Raw genomic sequence first — 16227 nt, 5'->3', positions numbered from 1 at the left:
GACTCACCTGTTCTCAAGTATCCTCGCAATCTTGTACCTCTGAAATTCCCATAGTGTCAAAATTGTGCTAGCAAAAAGCAGTCATTTTTTAGTATCCCCAAAGGAGAAACGTATGTCTTCCATTGATAAAAATTTACTAAGCAGTGAAGTAAACAGAAGAAGAACGTTTGCTATCATCTCACATCCTGACGCAGGAAAAACAACAATGACGGAAAAGTTATTGCTTCTTGGGGGGGCAATTCGCTTAGCCGGGTCTGTAAAAGCAAAAAAATCAAAAAAATTTGCAACTTCTGACTGGATGGAGCTTGAAAAACAACGCGGTATTTCTGTTTCTACCAGTGTGATGAATTTTGAATATCGTAATTTTATTTGTAACCTTCTTGATACACCGGGTCACCAGGACTTCTCTGAAGATACTTATAGGACGCTAGCTGCTGCTGATGCGGCCATAATGCTTATTGATGCAGCCAAGGGTGTTGAGCCTCAAACAATTAAATTATTTGAAGTATGTAAACTTAGAGGAATTCCCATTTTTACTTTTGTGAATAAATTAGACCGAGAATCCCGCGACCCTCTTGATCTTATGCATGAAATTGAAAGTGTATTAGGTATTGCAACTTACCCTATGAGTTGGCCTGTTTCCTCTGGTGAAAGATTTCGTGGAATTATTGAACGCGAAACAAGAAGCCTCCACTTTTTTGAAGGTAGAAATACAACAACAGAAACGGTTGCTAAAATTATTCCATTAGAAAATAAAGAAGAAATTTCAGCTCTTGTTCCGGAAGATCTTCTCACAGAAGCTCTTGATGGTTTAGATATGGTTGAAATGGCAGGTGATGAATTTTCATCTGAAAGGTTCTTACGTGGCGAGCTTTCTCCTGTCTTCTTTGGCGCAGCTATGACAAATTTTGGGGTACGTTTATTCTTAGAAAAATTCCTGGAGATGTCGCCCTCACCCTCCGCCAAAGGAAGTAATCAAGGAAAAATTGAGCCACTTTCCCCTAATTTTAGCGGATTTATATTTAAAATTCAGGCAAATATGGATCCGAAGCACCGCGATCGTATTGCCTTTCTTCGTATCGTAAGTGGTGTGTATGAGGCTGGAATTAATGTCACAATTCCAAGGCTTAACCGTGAAATTCGTTTAACCCAACCGCAGCAATTCTTTGCTCAGGATAGAAGTACTTTGGATAAAGCCTACGCAGGAGATGTGGTGGGTATCTACGATCCCGGTATTTTTACAATTGGAGACTCCTTAGTGGAGGGAGGTTCTTTTTCATTCGAAGGAATACCATCCTTTGCTCCTGAAAACTTTGCTGTTGTCAGAACATCAAGTGCTCTGAAAAGAAAACAGCTTTTCAAAGGATTAGTCCAGCTTTGTCAAGAAGGCACTGTGCAGATGTTTGTGGATGAAACACGTGCGGCAAGCGATCCTATATTAGCGGCTGTAGGAAGTTTGCAATTTGATGTGCTCTTATTCCGTTTGAAAAATGAATATAATGTGGATTGTGTTTTGGATTCTTTAGCGTTTAAGCATGCGCGTTGGACCAATGCTTCTTCAGAAGAAATTGCGGAAGCTAAAGCGGCTACCGATGTGGTCAGTGTACGAGATATGCAGGGCTGTTCTCTATTTTTATTCAAAAATGACTTTACTCTTTCTTATTTTCAAGAAAAGTGTAATAATATTAAGTTGTTCAGGAGTAATTCAAGCCTCCATGGCAACATGATGCAAATGTCAATAAATATATTTGAGGAATAATTTTTTTAGCGTATATTGGTAACTATGCATTTATAAAGTACTATATTAATGTATAAGGTTCTAACAATAAATCTTCTCTTAGCGAGGAGTTCGAGAATGGTGAAGAACTTATTTCAATTATATTCGTTTGTTGCAAGTACAAATGAGAATAATTCAGGCGCTAAAATAATTCAATTTAGCGATCACAAACATAAGTCTGAACACAAAAAGTTAAAGCAACCTTCAGTTCGAGGGGGGCATAATGACTCTTTAGCTCGGAATGTGAAAAACCAGCATACTGTAAAGTCTCATAATCCAAGTTCCTACAAGAGTTTTAACAAAGTAAAGAAAAGTCCTAAGTCAAAATTTTCATTGGCTTCCCTGCTCTTTTATACTTTCGCCATATTTGGAATTTTATTTGGCCTATTCATTCTTTTTGGTGGCTTGTCGCTATTTTTCAAATAGCTATTATTGCAGGAGAATTTTTTTTTAAAAATTATGGGATAAATGCTTGCTTTGATCTTCCTTCTCTGGCATACACAACTGCACATGAGTGGGGTGGTAGTAGAGTTGGTTACAACGCTGGCCTGTCACGCCGGAGGTCGCGGGTTCAAGTCCCGTCCATCCCGCCATCTTTAATTGAAATAAAAAAAGCAGTCTATATTTTAGACTGTTTTTTTTGTGTATTGTATAGTTTTTTTAGTATAAATTGCAATAAAATTTACCCGCAAGCTTCTTCTTTAAAAAGAAGAAGCTTGATTTTTTAATTCTATAAAAATAAAATGCAAAAAAAATTATATAATTACTTTATGTAATTATACCCATATTAATTTTTTTTTAATCATCCTACACAATTTAATTTTGGCACAAGATTTGCATAGACAAAAGTATCTATATTGCAAGATTGTGAATGGACTCACACAACGGGAGGAAGAATAATATGGGTATTTTTAATAAGAGCGGATCCTCTGATCTGGAAAATGCGAATAGGAACATTTCTCCCGTCCTTGCTCAGGGTAATTCCAAGGCAATTGATCCAGAAAAAGAGCAAATAGAAGAACCAAGTATAAAATTTAATAAATATGCACAGAAAAATTTGGCAGAGCATATTCAGCTTTCTTTAGAAGAAAAAAAATATTATTTTGGGAATGCAAGAAATTTATGTGTTTATTATTTTTCGTGTCTTTCGGAATTAATTGAATCAAAATCAAAATTAAATAACCAGAATATTATGAAAACATCTGAATCTAAAATTATAGATGAATTGATAAAAATTTATGAGGATAAAAATAAAAATCATGAAATAAAAAAAATAGAAAGAATTTATAATATTGATAAAATTAAAAAAATGTATACCCTTGATTCTTTTCTTTATAGTATAAAAATTAATGAGTGCCTTAAGGAAGAAAGTAATAAAAAGCATTACTTTGATAGAATGGATTTTTATGTGTTCTCTCCTTCAGATGTCGCTCTTTTTAATATGTTTATTGTTCCTATTATTGGTTTTCATACTGTTGTATTTAGTATTGCTATACCTCCTATTGGAAGTGTTCTAGCAACAACTCAGACTTTTGCTATTTTGACAGGAGTAGGCTCTGCAAAAACAGCACTATCTGAAGGAGTTAAAAGTCTTTATAATGTTCTTAAAGGTAACAAATATTATTTATATGAAGGGAAGTCATATGAGAGTAATTGTATTATTGAAAAAATTGTAAAACAGAAGCTCACTGGTTTGGAGGCTCTTAAATCAGCCCTTGCGCATGTCCAGGAATCAACTTCAAGAACGGGTCAGTTCACCTATTTTTTTGCAAATTCTTTTAAATATTACTGTCTTTTAAAAGAAAATTGTGAAAAATTTAATAATATTTGTAGTAGCTATTATACAAAAGATCGAGTTGATTTAAAAACCTTTCAAAAAGAAATGCCAAAAATAAAAGATTATTATAATAAAACATTTTATTACTTAAGAAGTAATAAAATTATTGCAAGTACTCTCAGAATTCAAATAGAGTCCTTAAAAGCAACAACATTGCAATCTATGTTTTTGCTTGTAAATGATTCTACTGTTCAGAAATTTTTTAAGACATTAGATATTAAAAAAACGGGAAATAAAAAATCAAAAACTGAAAATACGATTGAAAAATATTTGAAAAATAAATATAGAAAAGTTGATAATTCTTTGGCAGAGCAGCTTTCAGCATTTGTCATTGCAACAATGAATACAGATTCTATTAAATATGATGATATTAAATTAAAATTTAATGATGAAAAAAAATCGGCAGAAGAAAAGAAAACTCCGTATCAAGAGTTTAAAAGTTATTTTGATGAATTTCAACATCCCGCAGATTCTGCTAGACGATTAGTTTATTTATTCGCTAATTTACCATTTTCTAAAGAATATTTTACTAATTTACAATCCCAAACTTATGCTATCAATTTTGGAGCTTGGGTTGCCTTCTCTGTTTTTGATGCCATTCTTTATAAATCAAACTCTAATTTTGCAAAAGATAAATACGCAACTCTTCGATCGTGGTCTGGTAATATTGCAAATGGTGCGTATTCTTTTTTTCATGTATTAGGAGTAGTTGATCTCTTTTCTAAAATAACAGGTTTATTTTCAAATAGTATCATATCAAATTTAGCATTTTCTCCATTTGGAATTTTAATTGATGTAGGAATTATAAATTTATTTGGACAAGTTTCTTCAAATGAAGTGCAAATTTGGAAAGATATTGAAAATAAATATGTAGATGCAAAAAGTAAAAAATCGAGTAAAAATCTAAATGATACAGCCTTTAGATTTTTTACAAAAGCGGTTGCTTTTATGCCTGGTGATTCCATACACAAGCTAGGTAATATGTTTAGAGAAAGATTAAAAACTGTTGCTAATTTGTCCGTAAAAATTAATGCCGATTCCCTTGCTATTATTGATGGAATTAAAGAAATACAAGGCGAAAAAGCTCCCAAAAGAAAATTTACACGGGCTGTGACCTCAGAAGATGTTGTTAAAAAATATACAAAAACATTAATGAATATTTTTACATTAGCAAAAGAATTAGAAGCGCTGCAGTTTTATATGGATAATATTGTAACTGATATGAATGAAGAAATGGATCAAGCTTTACAATTTTATTCCATAATATGTGGTGTAAATTCTCCAGAGGCATTTTCAATTATGAAGTTTGCAAAGAAAAAAGAAATTTTTGAAGAGTTTTTTGTAAAGAATTTAAATAAAAAAAGCTGAGAAAATTTCTCAGCTTATCTATTTACTTTGGTTCCTTCGTTAATGGAACGCAAAATTTCTTCTCGCGGAATGAGATCTGTTGGTAGAGTCGCTCTGCGGACATTGGCGCGATATAAAATAGCACCTCTTAATTTTGTATAATCAAGGTCTGCATCCTCGAGGTTTGCGCGGGTTAAATTTGCTCCTTCCAAATTGGCATTCCAGAGACTTGCGTTTGTAAAATTGCAGCCTTCCAAATTGGAATCTTTAAAATTCACATAAGAAAGATTTGAAGTTTCAAAATTGCAGTTTGAAAAATCGAGCTTTGCTAAATTGGCTTTACGAAAATCCATTTTAGAAAAATCACGCGTGGTTTGAAGAATGTCTATAGCTTCTTTGCGTGTTAAAGTTTTCGGTTTTGCTTCGTCAGAGTCAATTTCACTGCTGCGCATTTCCGAAATGCCTTCTTCTTCCTCTTCTTCATCGCTAAAATCTTCATCTTCTTCGTCTTCATCCTCATCTATAGCTTTACGAGCCATGAGACTTGTTTTTGTTGGAGCCGATTTTTTATTAAGAATCACAACCATTTCGAGAAAACCTCCTTAATTAGGTTTGACAATAAACAATGCCTCAAAATGTAAAAAAATCAAGAATAAAAAAATGAGTGACTCCAAAGAATCACTCATTTTTTAAATATTCATTGATTCAGAATTGTCTTTTAAAACAAGTTATTAATGAACAGAGTTTGGCACTGTAGATGCCGCTGGGCGTGGTTGTTTCTTAGAGAAGGAAAGTGAGTTTGAGTCATCACTAAACTCTTCATCAAGAAATTCTTCTTCCACCATTTCTGTTCTGTCTTGAACGGAAATACGCGCTTCAAGAGCAGCAGCTTCAAACACACTGTTGGAAGCAGTTTCAAAGAGAATAGAGGAAAGCCGTGAGCGGATTACGGATTTTGGTGCCCAAAATAGGTCTGCTAAAGCTTTAACCATGTTGACACGGGTTGAAATTTTTTGAATTTCAACAGCAAGAGCTTCTCTTGGCACTAAGAGTGCATTGGCAAAATCGACAATTTCAGCTTGTGAAAGAGTTTCGCAACGGCTTGTAAATTTGAATTTTTCTCTTTCAGAGAGCAAAACAATGCGTGCGATTTCACGTGCAATAGCGGTGCGCGTGTGAGCTCTGATGTCACCTTTGCGGAAACGAATGGCATAATGACCAGGTCTTACGCGTGAGCTGCGTGCAAGCTTGTCGGAGACATCGCCAGGCATAAGTTGGATAAAAGGAAATGCAGATATAAGTTCTGGTATATGCACCGGTACAGAGGTTACATTTGCTTTTGCAAGAATTTCTTGAGCCACTTTTTCAATTTCAAGACTTCTATCGCGTCTTTCAATGCGCACGCCAGGTTCTTCTAGAGAGAGGCGGCGTTCTTCTTCGGCATCGCAGAAGTCGCACCATGCTTCGTCTAAATCAACCAAGCCGTCAGCAAGATCTTGGACAATTTCAAGATCGACGTCGAGCGCTTTAGCAAGGTTTTCTAAAGATTGTACATTGCGGATTGCTTTTTTACCGCGCTTCCAGTGACTTGTGTCGCTTGGGTTATAATTTAAAATGGAACCAAGGTCTTGATCATGGACTTTTTCATTTGGCTGTCTTAGCTCTAGAACGCGAAAGCAAAAACGAAAGAGTTGAACAGACTGTGGAAACCTAACTGCTTCTTGTAACTTACGCATAAAACTTTCCTTTCTAAAGAAATATTAAAGAAGTCCATAATAGTTAAAATAAACTAAAAATTTTTGTACTACAGGAAAATCTTGTTGCTAAAAATAGCATACTTATGAATTCCCTACATCCTGATTACTCTTCAAGAGGGAAAACTACCAGTCTTTAAGTGTTTCGTCAAAAATTAAGACATTTTTTCAGGGGGTATAACGATTGAATTTTGTGGAGAAAAGTATTCAATATAGGATTTTATGTTATATTTATAAGGAATTAAAAATATCACAAGCAGCCTCGATGAAATAACTGTCTTACAAAAAGACACTCAAAAGTCGGAAGTCATAATGGAGGGTTTGCGATAATTATCAGGAAAGAATCGTTCCCGAAAGATTACCAAAACCTACCCGAATATTGCCCTTTTGTGCAAACCCCTTAAAAATAACCGTATCCCCGTTTTGTAAAAAATTTCTTGTACTTCCGTCGGGTAAGCTAAGTGGCTTCGTACCCTTCCAGCAAATCTCAAGCAGGGAACCATAGGAGTCCGGTGTGGGACCACTAATTGTGCCACTTGCATAGACATCTCCAACGCTTACAGGAGAACCATTGGATGTCATGTGAGCCAATTGTTGAAATAAATTCCAATACATATGCTTGTAATTTGTCTTAGCAATTAGAAAGGGCTCTCTCATTTTTTCAGATTGCAAATAAATTTCTAAATGAATGTCATAATGCCCCAAGCGAGAGCACCTCAAATAATCAAGCTCAGGCACATCCTTACTTGGTGCTGCTAATGCAAAAGGAGAGAGCGCATCTAAAGAAACAACCCAGGGGGACATTGAGCTTGCAAAGCTTTTGCCAAGAAAAGGACCTAGGGGAACATATTCCCACCTTTGGATGTCGCGTGCAGACCAATCATTAAATAGTGTGAGTCCAAAAATAGCATCAGAGGCATTGTCTGGAGAGATCGTTTGCCCCATTTCTGTTTTTTTATTTGTGATAAAAGCCATTTCTAGTTCAAAATCCATTTGTTTTGAAAAATCAAAGGTGGGAGTGGAAGAATCGGGGAGGCACAATTGCCCCTGGGGTCTTTTAAAGCTTGTTCCACTCACAACAATAGAACTACTGCGCCCATGGTAGCCAATAGGGATATGTTTCCAATTAGGGAGGAGAGGATTCTTTTCGTCGCGAAACATTTTCCCTACATTTGAGGCATGATCTAGGCTTGAGTAAAAATCTACGTAATCTTTAACTTCAATAGGTAACAGCATTTGAGCAGATGCTGCAGGCACTAAAATTTTTTCTAAATGTTCGGGGTGATTTTTTAATTCTATATTTTTTTCGGAAAATAAGGACTGAATTCTCTTTCTGACAGAATTACAAGTTTCATTTCCAAGTGATAAAAAATAATTTAGTTTGTTTTTTTCAAAAATTTCTTTAGAAAGATTTTTAATATCATTTAAATATCCAAATTGATAAAGACAGCTTAAGTCTATAATATAATCACCTAAAGCGGCACCACACCGTGCTGATTTTAAATTATTATTGATATAAAATACACCAAATGGAATATTATAAATAGAAAAGTCGTGATTGTTTGGTATAACTAACCAAGATTGAAATTCTTGCATTTTTAATTCCTTTACAAAATAAATTGATGATGTTGTAAGTGTTCAATGGGCTCTAGAAAACTACAGGTTCCAAAGCTTTTAATATATAAATTACGAAATTGCTGCATTTTTTCATTAGAAATAAATTTATTTCTAACAAAAAGTCCTTCGTCTGTAAACTTGAAATCTTCATAAGAGCAATGAGAAATAATCTCGTCTATCTCTTCAATACTGAGCAAATGATCGTAGCAAAGTAACAAACTCGAAAAAATATTCAAAAATCCATGTAACCTTGCACCCACATCGGAATTGTCATTCGGAACAGGGACATGGAGTCCCGCCGTTGCTTTTAATGAGATTTTTTCTTGTGCGCAAAGGAGAATGGCTTGTGCTATTTCTATTGATTTAGGTATCTGTTGTGGCGTCACTCCACCGGTTCTTAGTTTTATTGATAATTTATAGGAATTTTGTTTGTTATTACATTGTATTATGGATTTTATGTATTCATTTAAAAAAGGATTTAACGGCAATTCACAATAAAATTCTAATTTATGTTTATAATAATCAATTTTATTATTGAAAATACTTATAAAATCATTTAATAATGTATGATTTTTAGGCTCAAAGATTTCTTTTGGTGGTAAAAACTCAAAAGAAAGAATGTCTATCGTGGTTTCAAATTTTTTTCGAAAGTTGTTTATAATTATAAGGTCTTTTTCTAAATAATTTGGATAGTCAGTAAGCTTATCGCAGCTGTTTAAAATGATTGAGAACGGAGCTTTTTGATTAAGGGTTGAAAATGTGTTCAGATTGTTTAATAGTGATATTGTCTCGTCAATCTTATTGGCAGGTAAAATAAATTTTCCTAGCCATTTTTTTTGATCATGATGATGATATTCTGCAAAATTTTTTAGAGCATCTTGTAAAGACAACGTTGCTGGTGGAAACAAACCTGCGTAATCTAAAAGCCCTTGCATAAAAATATTTAAACTCTGCATAAAAACTCCTAGTGTTAAATGTGCGTGAGGCCAGTGCTTGTTTGTATCGAAGATTGTGCGTTATCTTAAGGTGATAGTTGAATTCAAGTGGAGTTGATTTTAAATGCATAATATATTTATCCAAGATTTATCCGCCATCCTTCTCACAGGAGGTGCTTTTGGTTGGATTTTTAAAAAATTCCTCAAACTGCCACTTCTACTGGGCTACATTTTTGGTGGTGTCCTCCTCTCTTTGCCAATATCTTATACACCTTACGTAGTTAGTAAAGAATCGGCCAATACCCTTGCGGAAATTGGGGTTTTGCTCCTTATGTTTTCTATGGGGCTACATTTTGGTGTGCGTAAAATTAAATCACTCGGTTCCTCGCCTATCATTGTCGGTGTCTTGCAGGCACTGATTATGTGGTTTTTAGGAACTCAAGTCTGTCGTTATTTAGGTCTTACTGGTTTTGAAGCTCTTTTTATTGGCGCTGTCATTTCTACTGCATCGACAGCAGTTATTGTCAAAATATTAGAGGATAAGCAATTAAAAAGCGCTCGTTTTGCTGAAAAACTCATGGCTGTTTTGTTGGTTGAAGATTCTGTCGCTATTTTTATGATCATTTGGTTATCCACATCGGTGACGGGTGGTGATATCAAATTATTCGAGCTGTTACCTATATTTCTTTGCAGTATTTTATTGTGGTGGCTGCTTGGTACCTTACTTTTACCGCGTATTATTCACTCCGCTTTTCTTTCTGGTAAAGAAGAACTTTTAGTTATTTTAAGCATAGGTTTTGCACTAGGATTAGCCTATTTATCCGCTTCCTGGAATTTTTCTTCGGCATTAGGCGCTTTTATAATGGGATCTATTTTATCGGAATGCCGTGAAATTAAGAAAATAGAAACACTTATTGAACCTGTTAAAAATCTTTTTGCCCTTGTCTTTTTTGTTTCCATTGGATTTTTATTTACTCCGCATATTATAATTGACAAATGGCAATTGATTATTGCTCTTGTTCTCACCATTATTTTAGGAAAGTTTTTTCTCAATTTCATATTCAACTTATGTGTGGGGCAAGGTGTTAAAGATTCCATTCGCATTAGTGGCTGTATGGGACAAATTGGGGAACTTTCCTTTGTCATTGCGCAAGTGGGCGTCAGTTTAGGCAGTATTGATAGCGAAAATTTTTCAGCCATTGTGGCGACTGCTATTATTACAATGCTCATTACGCCTTTTGTTGTGAAAGCTTCACTTTCATTTGCGGATAAAGCGGAAGGAATAATACCAAAACCTATTTATAAATTTATCGAATCTTATTCTCAATCTGTCATCGAATTTTCTTTAGAAAATAAAATGGCTCCCTTTTACGAAAAATTTTCAATATTTAAAGGTATGCGCTACTTAGTTGAAAATACAAAATCGCGTTTAAAAAAGAATTATATGCTCATGACCTCAAGGAATATAACCTCAACCTTAGATAGGTTAGCTCCTTGGGATGAATATCTTGTCCCTGTAAATGTGACGGCAGAATCCCATATAACAGGTAAAAATTTAATTGATTTAAAATTAAGAGAAAAATTTAAAGTCAATATTGTTGCAATTGGTAGAGAAAATAGAACTATTATTTCTCCGAAAGCCACGGAAGTTATTATGTCAAATGACACCCTTTTGGTTTATGGAAATGAAAAATCGATTTCGGAACTCGAACACTTTTGTACAGAAAAATTACCTGATGAAGATTCCCAATTATCTATCGATCAATGTATTTTAGCCGGTATTCGTTTACATCCCGATCATCCTTTCATAGGAAAAACGATTTTAGAACTCGGTATTCGTGTCAATTATAATTGTATTGTTTTAGCTGTGACACGCAATAACGATCGTATTAAAAATCCGATATCAAGCTTTACTTTCCAAACCGACGATGAGTTATTTATTTTTGGAACAAGACAATCTTTGGAAAAAATAAAGGAATTGCAAAAAAGTATAGCATAAATAAAACACCTAATGCAGGTAAATTCCAGCTTTGTTGGGAAGTCACTGATTTGAAGTCACATCAACTTGGCCGTCTATCCTGATAATTGGAACACTATATTTTTTTTGAAGATTTTTAGTTGCTTCAAGTATCATTTGACTGTTTTTTATAGAAGTTGGATTGTTTTTATCATTTACTATGACTATCCCAGCAATTTTAATTTTTCCTGTGCATGGAAAATTGGGATGGATATTTACACCATTTCTTCCACATACTATTATTTCATTATGAAATGCATAAGTTTTTTTTATGATTTCGTCAGGGGTATAAAATGTATTATACTTGCTTTTAATATGTTTTGTTAATAGGCCATTGTTTTTAATTTTGTTTTCACTGTATTTCTTTGATGTTAGCTGATATTTATCCATTTTACTATTTCCAATATGATTTTCAAACATGGCATCTTGAGTAAATGTCAGTAAAATATTTTGCTTTGGTATAGAAAGTATCACTCCAAATCTATAATAAAAATATTTATTGTTTTCTGAAACAACGCTTGTAGAAATAGCATCCCAAGTATTCATATTATCTTCTAGATTACTAAAATCTGTACGATTAAAATATTCCTCTCCTATCATATGAACAATAAATTTAAAATCTTTCACTCCAACCACATTAGATGATTGAAACATGCTTAAATTTGTAAAGTATTTTTGATCCCATTTATGCAATTTATGTATTTCACTTACAGAAATATAACTGCTATATCTGTTAATATTTTTTGTTAATAAATCAACTGATCTGTAATGAGCTAATTTTTCAGTTTCTTGAAATATTTTTTTAATAATAATTTTTAGATGTTCTAAAGAAAATATGATTCTTTCAAGTCTTAACTTAAATAAAAAATGAACTTGTAAAGATTTTTCTAAATAATCATCGCCTCTAGATATTTTTTTAAATTTTAAATAATATATTGATATGATTTCTTTTTCATTGTCTGGTAATTCATGTAACCAAATTTTTAAAGACTCCCATAGTCCAAAATCAATTCTACTAATATATTCATAAACTCCAAATCCAACACTAAAATCATCATCCAATTCTTTTCCATATAATTTTTTCATTTTATTATGACCCTAAATATGCAAATTTATTTTTAATTATTTATAATAACAAAATTTTATTAAAAAATAGTGTTTCATAAATTCTCGATAATATATGTTTTAAATTTGTTTATATCAAATAATTTTTAAAACTAATTTAAATATTTTTATAAGATATTGATTGTTTAATAAAAGGAATACATATTTAAATAAAATCAATTAATGATCATATTGTGCTGTGAAAACTCTTGAAAATTAGAGGATTTGTGATCTCTTGCTATTCATAATTGAAATTCTGAGAAATATAAAAATGATGAGTATCAAAAAATTTCATTTTAGAAAATAATATTTTCAGTTTTTTAATTTTTTTCAAGAATTTTTTGGACCTTATAATATAAAGTAAAATTAAAAATCATAACATTCTTTCACAAATGAGAATGATGACTATCCTTATTCATTTCAACATTCACCTTCGATTCCCTAATCAGCTTCATCTTCAGATCATGCAAGTTTTTTTCTAAGCCAGCGGGGTAATTATGCGGGTTGAGGAGGCGTTTGATGCTGGGGTGAAACATTTCTCGCATTTTAAAGGCGTACGATTGAATGTCTTGAAGAGAGGGAGATTGGTAAATTAATTTTCCGTTGATAAAAATGGGTTTTAAAATATCTTCATAAGAACTATTTGCGGGTGCATTGTAAAAACGATTGGGATCTTCTGGATCAATAATAGGAACGCTATTATTTTGCGGAGGATTGAGTTCATCAAAAATCATATCGGCGAAAAATTGCGATTTGTTTTGAAAGCGGCGGACTTGTAATATGCCGGGAGTTGAAATTTTAATAGACTGTTCTGATAATTTAATACAATACTTCCAAGTATTATCATTATTTTTAATAGCTGTTAACTTATATACGGCACCTAATGCAGGTTCATCAAAAGCAGTTACGAGTTGCGTGCCAACTCCCCAAGTGGTTATAGCCGATTTTTGTTCATTTAGGCTTGAGATGACATGCTCATTGAGATCGTTGCTGGCAACAATAATCGTGTCGCGGAATCCAGCCTCATCTAAAAGCTTTCGTGCTTCAATGCTGAGATAAGCGAGATCACCAGAATCCAAACGAATTCCAGTTAGTTTTTTATTTTTAGATTTTAACCAATTTCCAATTTCTATAGCCTTTTTAATTCCTTCAATAGTATTATACGTATCAACTAAAAGTATGACATTATTAGGCATGGCATGGGCAAGTGCATAAAAAGATTCTAGCTCATTTTCAAATGCCATGACCCAACTATGAGAATGTGTTCCTTTAACAGGAATTCCAAATATTTTGCCTGCTAGAGTATTTGAAGTGCCCAAACAGCCTCCAATGAAAGCAGCGCGTGAAGCGCTTAATGCGCCATCGATCCCTTGTGCGCGTCTTAGGCCAAGTTCTAGTACGGGATGCCCATTTGCGACAGAAACAATACGTGCTGCTTTTGTGGAAATGAGACTATGAAAATTAATAATATTTAGCAATGGAGTTTCAAGGAGTTGGCATTGAAGAAGGGAGCCTGAAATTCTTAAAATAGGTTCATTTGGAAAAACTACGGTTCCTTCGGGTACGGCATGAAGTGAACAAGTGAACTTTAAATTTTTTAAATAATTTAAAAAATTATTATCAAATAAACATTTGTCATCATTGCCTTTGAGAGTTTTTAAATAACCTATGTCATCGTCGTTGAATTTAAAATTATTTATATATTCAATGGCAAGTTCTAATCCAGAAGCAACGGTATAACCGCTTTTAAATGGATTTTTTCTGAAATAAAGTTGAAAGACACTTTCTTTTTCGGCTAGCCCTGATTTCCAATAGCCATAGGCCATCGTTAATTGATAAAAGTCGGTCAATAATGTAAGTGAGTTTTTATATACAGAGTTAAAAAAAGGTGACATATCGATTCAATCCGAAAAGTTTAAAAAAGGTATTGGAGTTCTTATTTTATTTGTATTTTAGTTTAATAAGTAATTAGAGAAGGGAGAGCGTCTTTTTTTCTTGGTTCTTTGAGCAATAAGCAAAAAAACATAAGAATGAGGGGTTTGAACACTGCGATAAGTAAAATAATTATGGGTAAAATTCATGGGTTAGCTTTTCCTTTTGGATAAAAACAGGAAACCAATAAATTTTATGATATTTTCTTGAATTTGTAAAGATAATATGAATTAATTTTTATTTAAAGAAAAATACAGTTCCTTATTTTCCGAAATATTTAAAACAATAGGAGAGTTTTTTCTTGTAAATGTCTTTAAAAAATAACGATAAATCGGTACAATTGATGATTCATCAAATACAAATGTTTCAAATAGCAATAATGATTTTACATTTAGTGGTAAGGTGCAGGCCGATTTAAATGTCAAATCATGAAGGGCTGCAAGTGTTTTAGGGAAATTTTTTAAATAATGAAATATAAAGTTTGACTTTAAAATATTTTGAATCCATATCTGTCTATTATTTTGAACGCGATCCATCATGAAATGCATGTCAGCATGTAAGGCTTCTTTTTCGTTTTCAAAGATAGAAATCCACTTTATTTTTACACCATTTTTTTTCATTTTTTCTTCAAATAAATTCAATAATTTATTTTTGATGGATGGATATGATATTGAAATTTTAATTTCACTCATGTTTTTTGGGATTTTATCTGTTTTATATGGCCAATTAATTTCAATATGAGAGCCGGGTTCTGTCTTATTAAAATGTCCAGGTGAAATATTAATATTGTCAACCTCAGAAATTTGAAACGCAAGGTTTCTGAGAATAGTTGCAATATTTGCACGATTTTCTTTTGTGGCAAATAATCTACTATTGGAATTAAAAACAGCAAAGAAAGTGTGCTCATTATCACTTGTTTTTTCAATGTAATTATGATTTAGCTCTTGAGGTGATTTATATTTTTCAAAATCATTTTGATTAAAATAAAAATCATAATTTGTTTTTTCATTATTTGTGCATAATTCAACTTGGTGCCCTAAAACTTTTATAAAATATTTTTCTTTTTCAGAGCGTATTGGGTATTTACTAATAATATCAAATTGATTCGGATTGTACTCTGGATACATGGAAGAGTTTAGTCTTACAGGCCAGATAATATTGTTAACAGTGGAAAACGAAAGTATATCTTCAAGAACGCCTTTAAAATTTTTAATGTTTCCTTCAAAATAAATTTTGAATTTTATGGGTGAAATAATTTCAATGCCCTGATATTGATTTTTTTCCCATCCTATTTCATTAATTTTTTCAGTGCCAATGACTCTTAAGTAAGGGTTAAATTCTCTGTGGGTTAATCCTTTTGCAATTCCCATAGCAGCTTCAAAACTGCTTACGGGAGTGCCGTCCTGCCAAGTCGCTTGAAGAGATACCGTTGCTTCAAGCGAATTTTCATCTTCATTAAAGATATAATTTTCTAAAATACCATCATTAATATTATCTTTATCAATATAAGGTTTTAATAACAACAGCAAGTAACCGTGATTTTTTAAATTTTTTGCATCAGAAAATGGATTAAAATCTATAGATGAAGCGCCTGTGCAATAACGAAATGTCATACTTTGGTTTTTATTATTTATCATTTGTAGTTTTCTCCTAAAAAGTATTTTGCATAGGTATTGCATATATGAATTTAAATCGAAATTTTATGTTCATGCCTGAATTAGAAAAATTACGGAGTCACTCCCTGAAATATATTTAAATTGCTTTAAGCTATCTGGCAAGTTTTTTTTTATTTTTTATTTTAAATTATAAATATATTGATTTTTCTATGATATTTTTAGTTATTTGATCATTATAATATTATTTTAATTCTATGTTTTTTTGGTAATCTATAAGATTTTTTAACAGCT

The 16227-nt window shown here is 32.6% G+C and carries 11 protein-coding genes and 1 tRNA gene; 5 read left to right on the top strand and 7 right to left on the bottom strand.

Annotation, left to right across the window (positions count from 1 at the left end):
- Window positions 1–112 precede the first annotated feature (112 nt).
- The 4 genes from AXG55_RS12825 to AXG55_RS12810 all read left to right on the top strand — a co-directional run bounded on the left by AXG55_RS12825 (window position 113) and on the right by AXG55_RS12810 (window position 4982).
- Window positions 113–1759 (top strand): peptide chain release factor 3, encoded by a 1647-nt coding sequence (locus AXG55_RS12825; RefSeq protein ID WP_148698500.1) that lies wholly within the window; start codon window positions 113–115, stop codon window positions 1757–1759.
- Window positions 1760–1855: 96 nt separating this feature from the next.
- Window positions 1856–2203 carry a hypothetical protein gene (locus AXG55_RS12820; RefSeq protein WP_148698499.1) on the top strand — a complete coding sequence of 116 codons (348 nt, stop codon included), beginning with the start codon at window positions 1856–1858 and terminating at the stop codon, window positions 2201–2203.
- Between the two features lie 90 nt (window positions 2204–2293).
- Window positions 2294–2370, top strand: a tRNA-Asp gene (locus AXG55_RS12815).
- A gap of 308 nt (window positions 2371–2678) precedes the next feature.
- Complete coding sequence (locus tag AXG55_RS12810; protein WP_148698498.1) at window positions 2679–4982, top strand: hypothetical protein; 2304 nt, start codon at window positions 2679–2681, stop codon at window positions 4980–4982.
- 14 nt (window positions 4983–4996) lie between these two features.
- On the opposite strand, the gene AXG55_RS12805 is transcribed toward AXG55_RS12810, so the two are convergent.
- The 4 genes from AXG55_RS12805 to AXG55_RS12790 all read right to left on the bottom strand — a co-directional run bounded on the left by AXG55_RS12805 (window position 4997) and on the right by AXG55_RS12790 (window position 9288).
- On the bottom strand, window positions 4997–5548 hold the full coding sequence (locus tag AXG55_RS12805) for a pentapeptide repeat-containing protein (protein WP_148698497.1): 552 nt from the start codon (window positions 5546–5548) through the stop codon (window positions 4997–4999).
- Between the two features lie 144 nt (window positions 5549–5692).
- On the bottom strand, window positions 5693–6697 hold the full coding sequence (locus AXG55_RS12800) for a hypothetical protein (RefSeq protein WP_148698496.1): 1005 nt from the start codon (window positions 6695–6697) through the stop codon (window positions 5693–5695).
- 351 nt (window positions 6698–7048) lie between these two features.
- On the bottom strand, window positions 7049–8311 hold the full coding sequence (gene fahA, locus AXG55_RS12795; protein ID WP_148698495.1) for a fumarylacetoacetase: 1263 nt from the start codon (window positions 8309–8311) through the stop codon (window positions 7049–7051).
- Window positions 8312–8322: 11 nt separating this feature from the next.
- Complete coding sequence (locus AXG55_RS12790) at window positions 8323–9288, bottom strand: hypothetical protein (protein WP_148698494.1); 966 nt, start codon at window positions 9286–9288, stop codon at window positions 8323–8325.
- 103 nt (window positions 9289–9391) lie between these two features.
- Here AXG55_RS12790 and AXG55_RS12785 point away from each other — a divergent pair, with 103 nt between their 5' ends.
- Window positions 9392–11266 carry a cation:proton antiporter domain-containing protein gene (locus tag AXG55_RS12785; RefSeq protein ID WP_148698493.1) on the top strand — a complete coding sequence of 625 codons (1875 nt, stop codon included), beginning with the start codon at window positions 9392–9394 and terminating at the stop codon, window positions 11264–11266.
- A gap of 42 nt (window positions 11267–11308) precedes the next feature.
- On the opposite strand, the gene AXG55_RS12780 is transcribed toward AXG55_RS12785, so the two are convergent.
- The 3 genes from AXG55_RS12780 to AXG55_RS12770 form a co-directional block, all read right to left on the bottom strand.
- Complete coding sequence (locus tag AXG55_RS12780; RefSeq protein ID WP_148698492.1) at window positions 11309–12370, bottom strand: hypothetical protein; 1062 nt, start codon at window positions 12368–12370, stop codon at window positions 11309–11311.
- Window positions 12371–12774: 404 nt separating this feature from the next.
- Window positions 12775–14283 (bottom strand): nicotinate phosphoribosyltransferase, encoded by a 1509-nt coding sequence (locus AXG55_RS12775; protein ID WP_148698491.1) that lies wholly within the window; start codon window positions 14281–14283, stop codon window positions 12775–12777.
- A gap of 267 nt (window positions 14284–14550) precedes the next feature.
- Window positions 14551–15957, bottom strand: a complete 1407-nt coding sequence (locus AXG55_RS12770; protein ID WP_148698490.1) for a hypothetical protein — start codon at window positions 15955–15957, stop codon at window positions 14551–14553.
- Between the last annotated feature and the right edge of the window lie 270 nt (window positions 15958–16227).

It is taken from the genome of Silvanigrella aquatica (assembly GCF_001907975.1).
GTDB classification, from domain to species: domain Bacteria; phylum Bdellovibrionota_B; class Oligoflexia; order Silvanigrellales; family Silvanigrellaceae; genus Silvanigrella; species Silvanigrella aquatica.
This window is presented reverse-complemented; position numbering and strand designations above follow the sequence as displayed.

What these genes read in the sequence shown, in the direction of transcription:
- AXG55_RS12820 (WP_148698499.1), top strand. Translation starts at nt 1,856, where the DNA reads ATGGTGAAGAACTTATTTCAATTATATTCGTTTGTTGCAAGTACAAAT.
- AXG55_RS12780 (WP_148698492.1), bottom strand. Translation starts at nt 12,370, where the DNA reads ATGAAAAAATTATATGGAAAAGAATTGGATGATGATTTTAGTGTTGGA.
- AXG55_RS12825 (WP_148698500.1), top strand. Translation starts at nt 113, where the DNA reads ATGTCTTCCATTGATAAAAATTTACTAAGCAGTGAAGTAAACAGAAGA.
- AXG55_RS12785 (WP_148698493.1), top strand. Translation starts at nt 9,392, where the DNA reads ATGCATAATATATTTATCCAAGATTTATCCGCCATCCTTCTCACAGGA.
- AXG55_RS12810 (WP_148698498.1), top strand. Translation starts at nt 2,679, where the DNA reads ATGGGTATTTTTAATAAGAGCGGATCCTCTGATCTGGAAAATGCGAAT.
- AXG55_RS12790 (WP_148698494.1), bottom strand. Translation starts at nt 9,288, where the DNA reads ATGCAGAGTTTAAATATTTTTATGCAAGGGCTTTTAGATTACGCAGGT.
- AXG55_RS12800 (WP_148698496.1), bottom strand. Translation starts at nt 6,697, where the DNA reads ATGCGTAAGTTACAAGAAGCAGTTAGGTTTCCACAGTCTGTTCAACTC.
- AXG55_RS12805 (WP_148698497.1), bottom strand. Translation starts at nt 5,548, where the DNA reads ATGGTTGTGATTCTTAATAAAAAATCGGCTCCAACAAAAACAAGTCTC.
- fahA (WP_148698495.1), bottom strand. Translation starts at nt 8,311, where the DNA reads ATGCAAGAATTTCAATCTTGGTTAGTTATACCAAACAATCACGACTTT.
- AXG55_RS12770 (WP_148698490.1), bottom strand. Translation starts at nt 15,957, where the DNA reads ATGATAAATAATAAAAACCAAAGTATGACATTTCGTTATTGCACAGGC.
- AXG55_RS12775 (WP_148698491.1), bottom strand. Translation starts at nt 14,283, where the DNA reads ATGTCACCTTTTTTTAACTCTGTATATAAAAACTCACTTACATTATTG.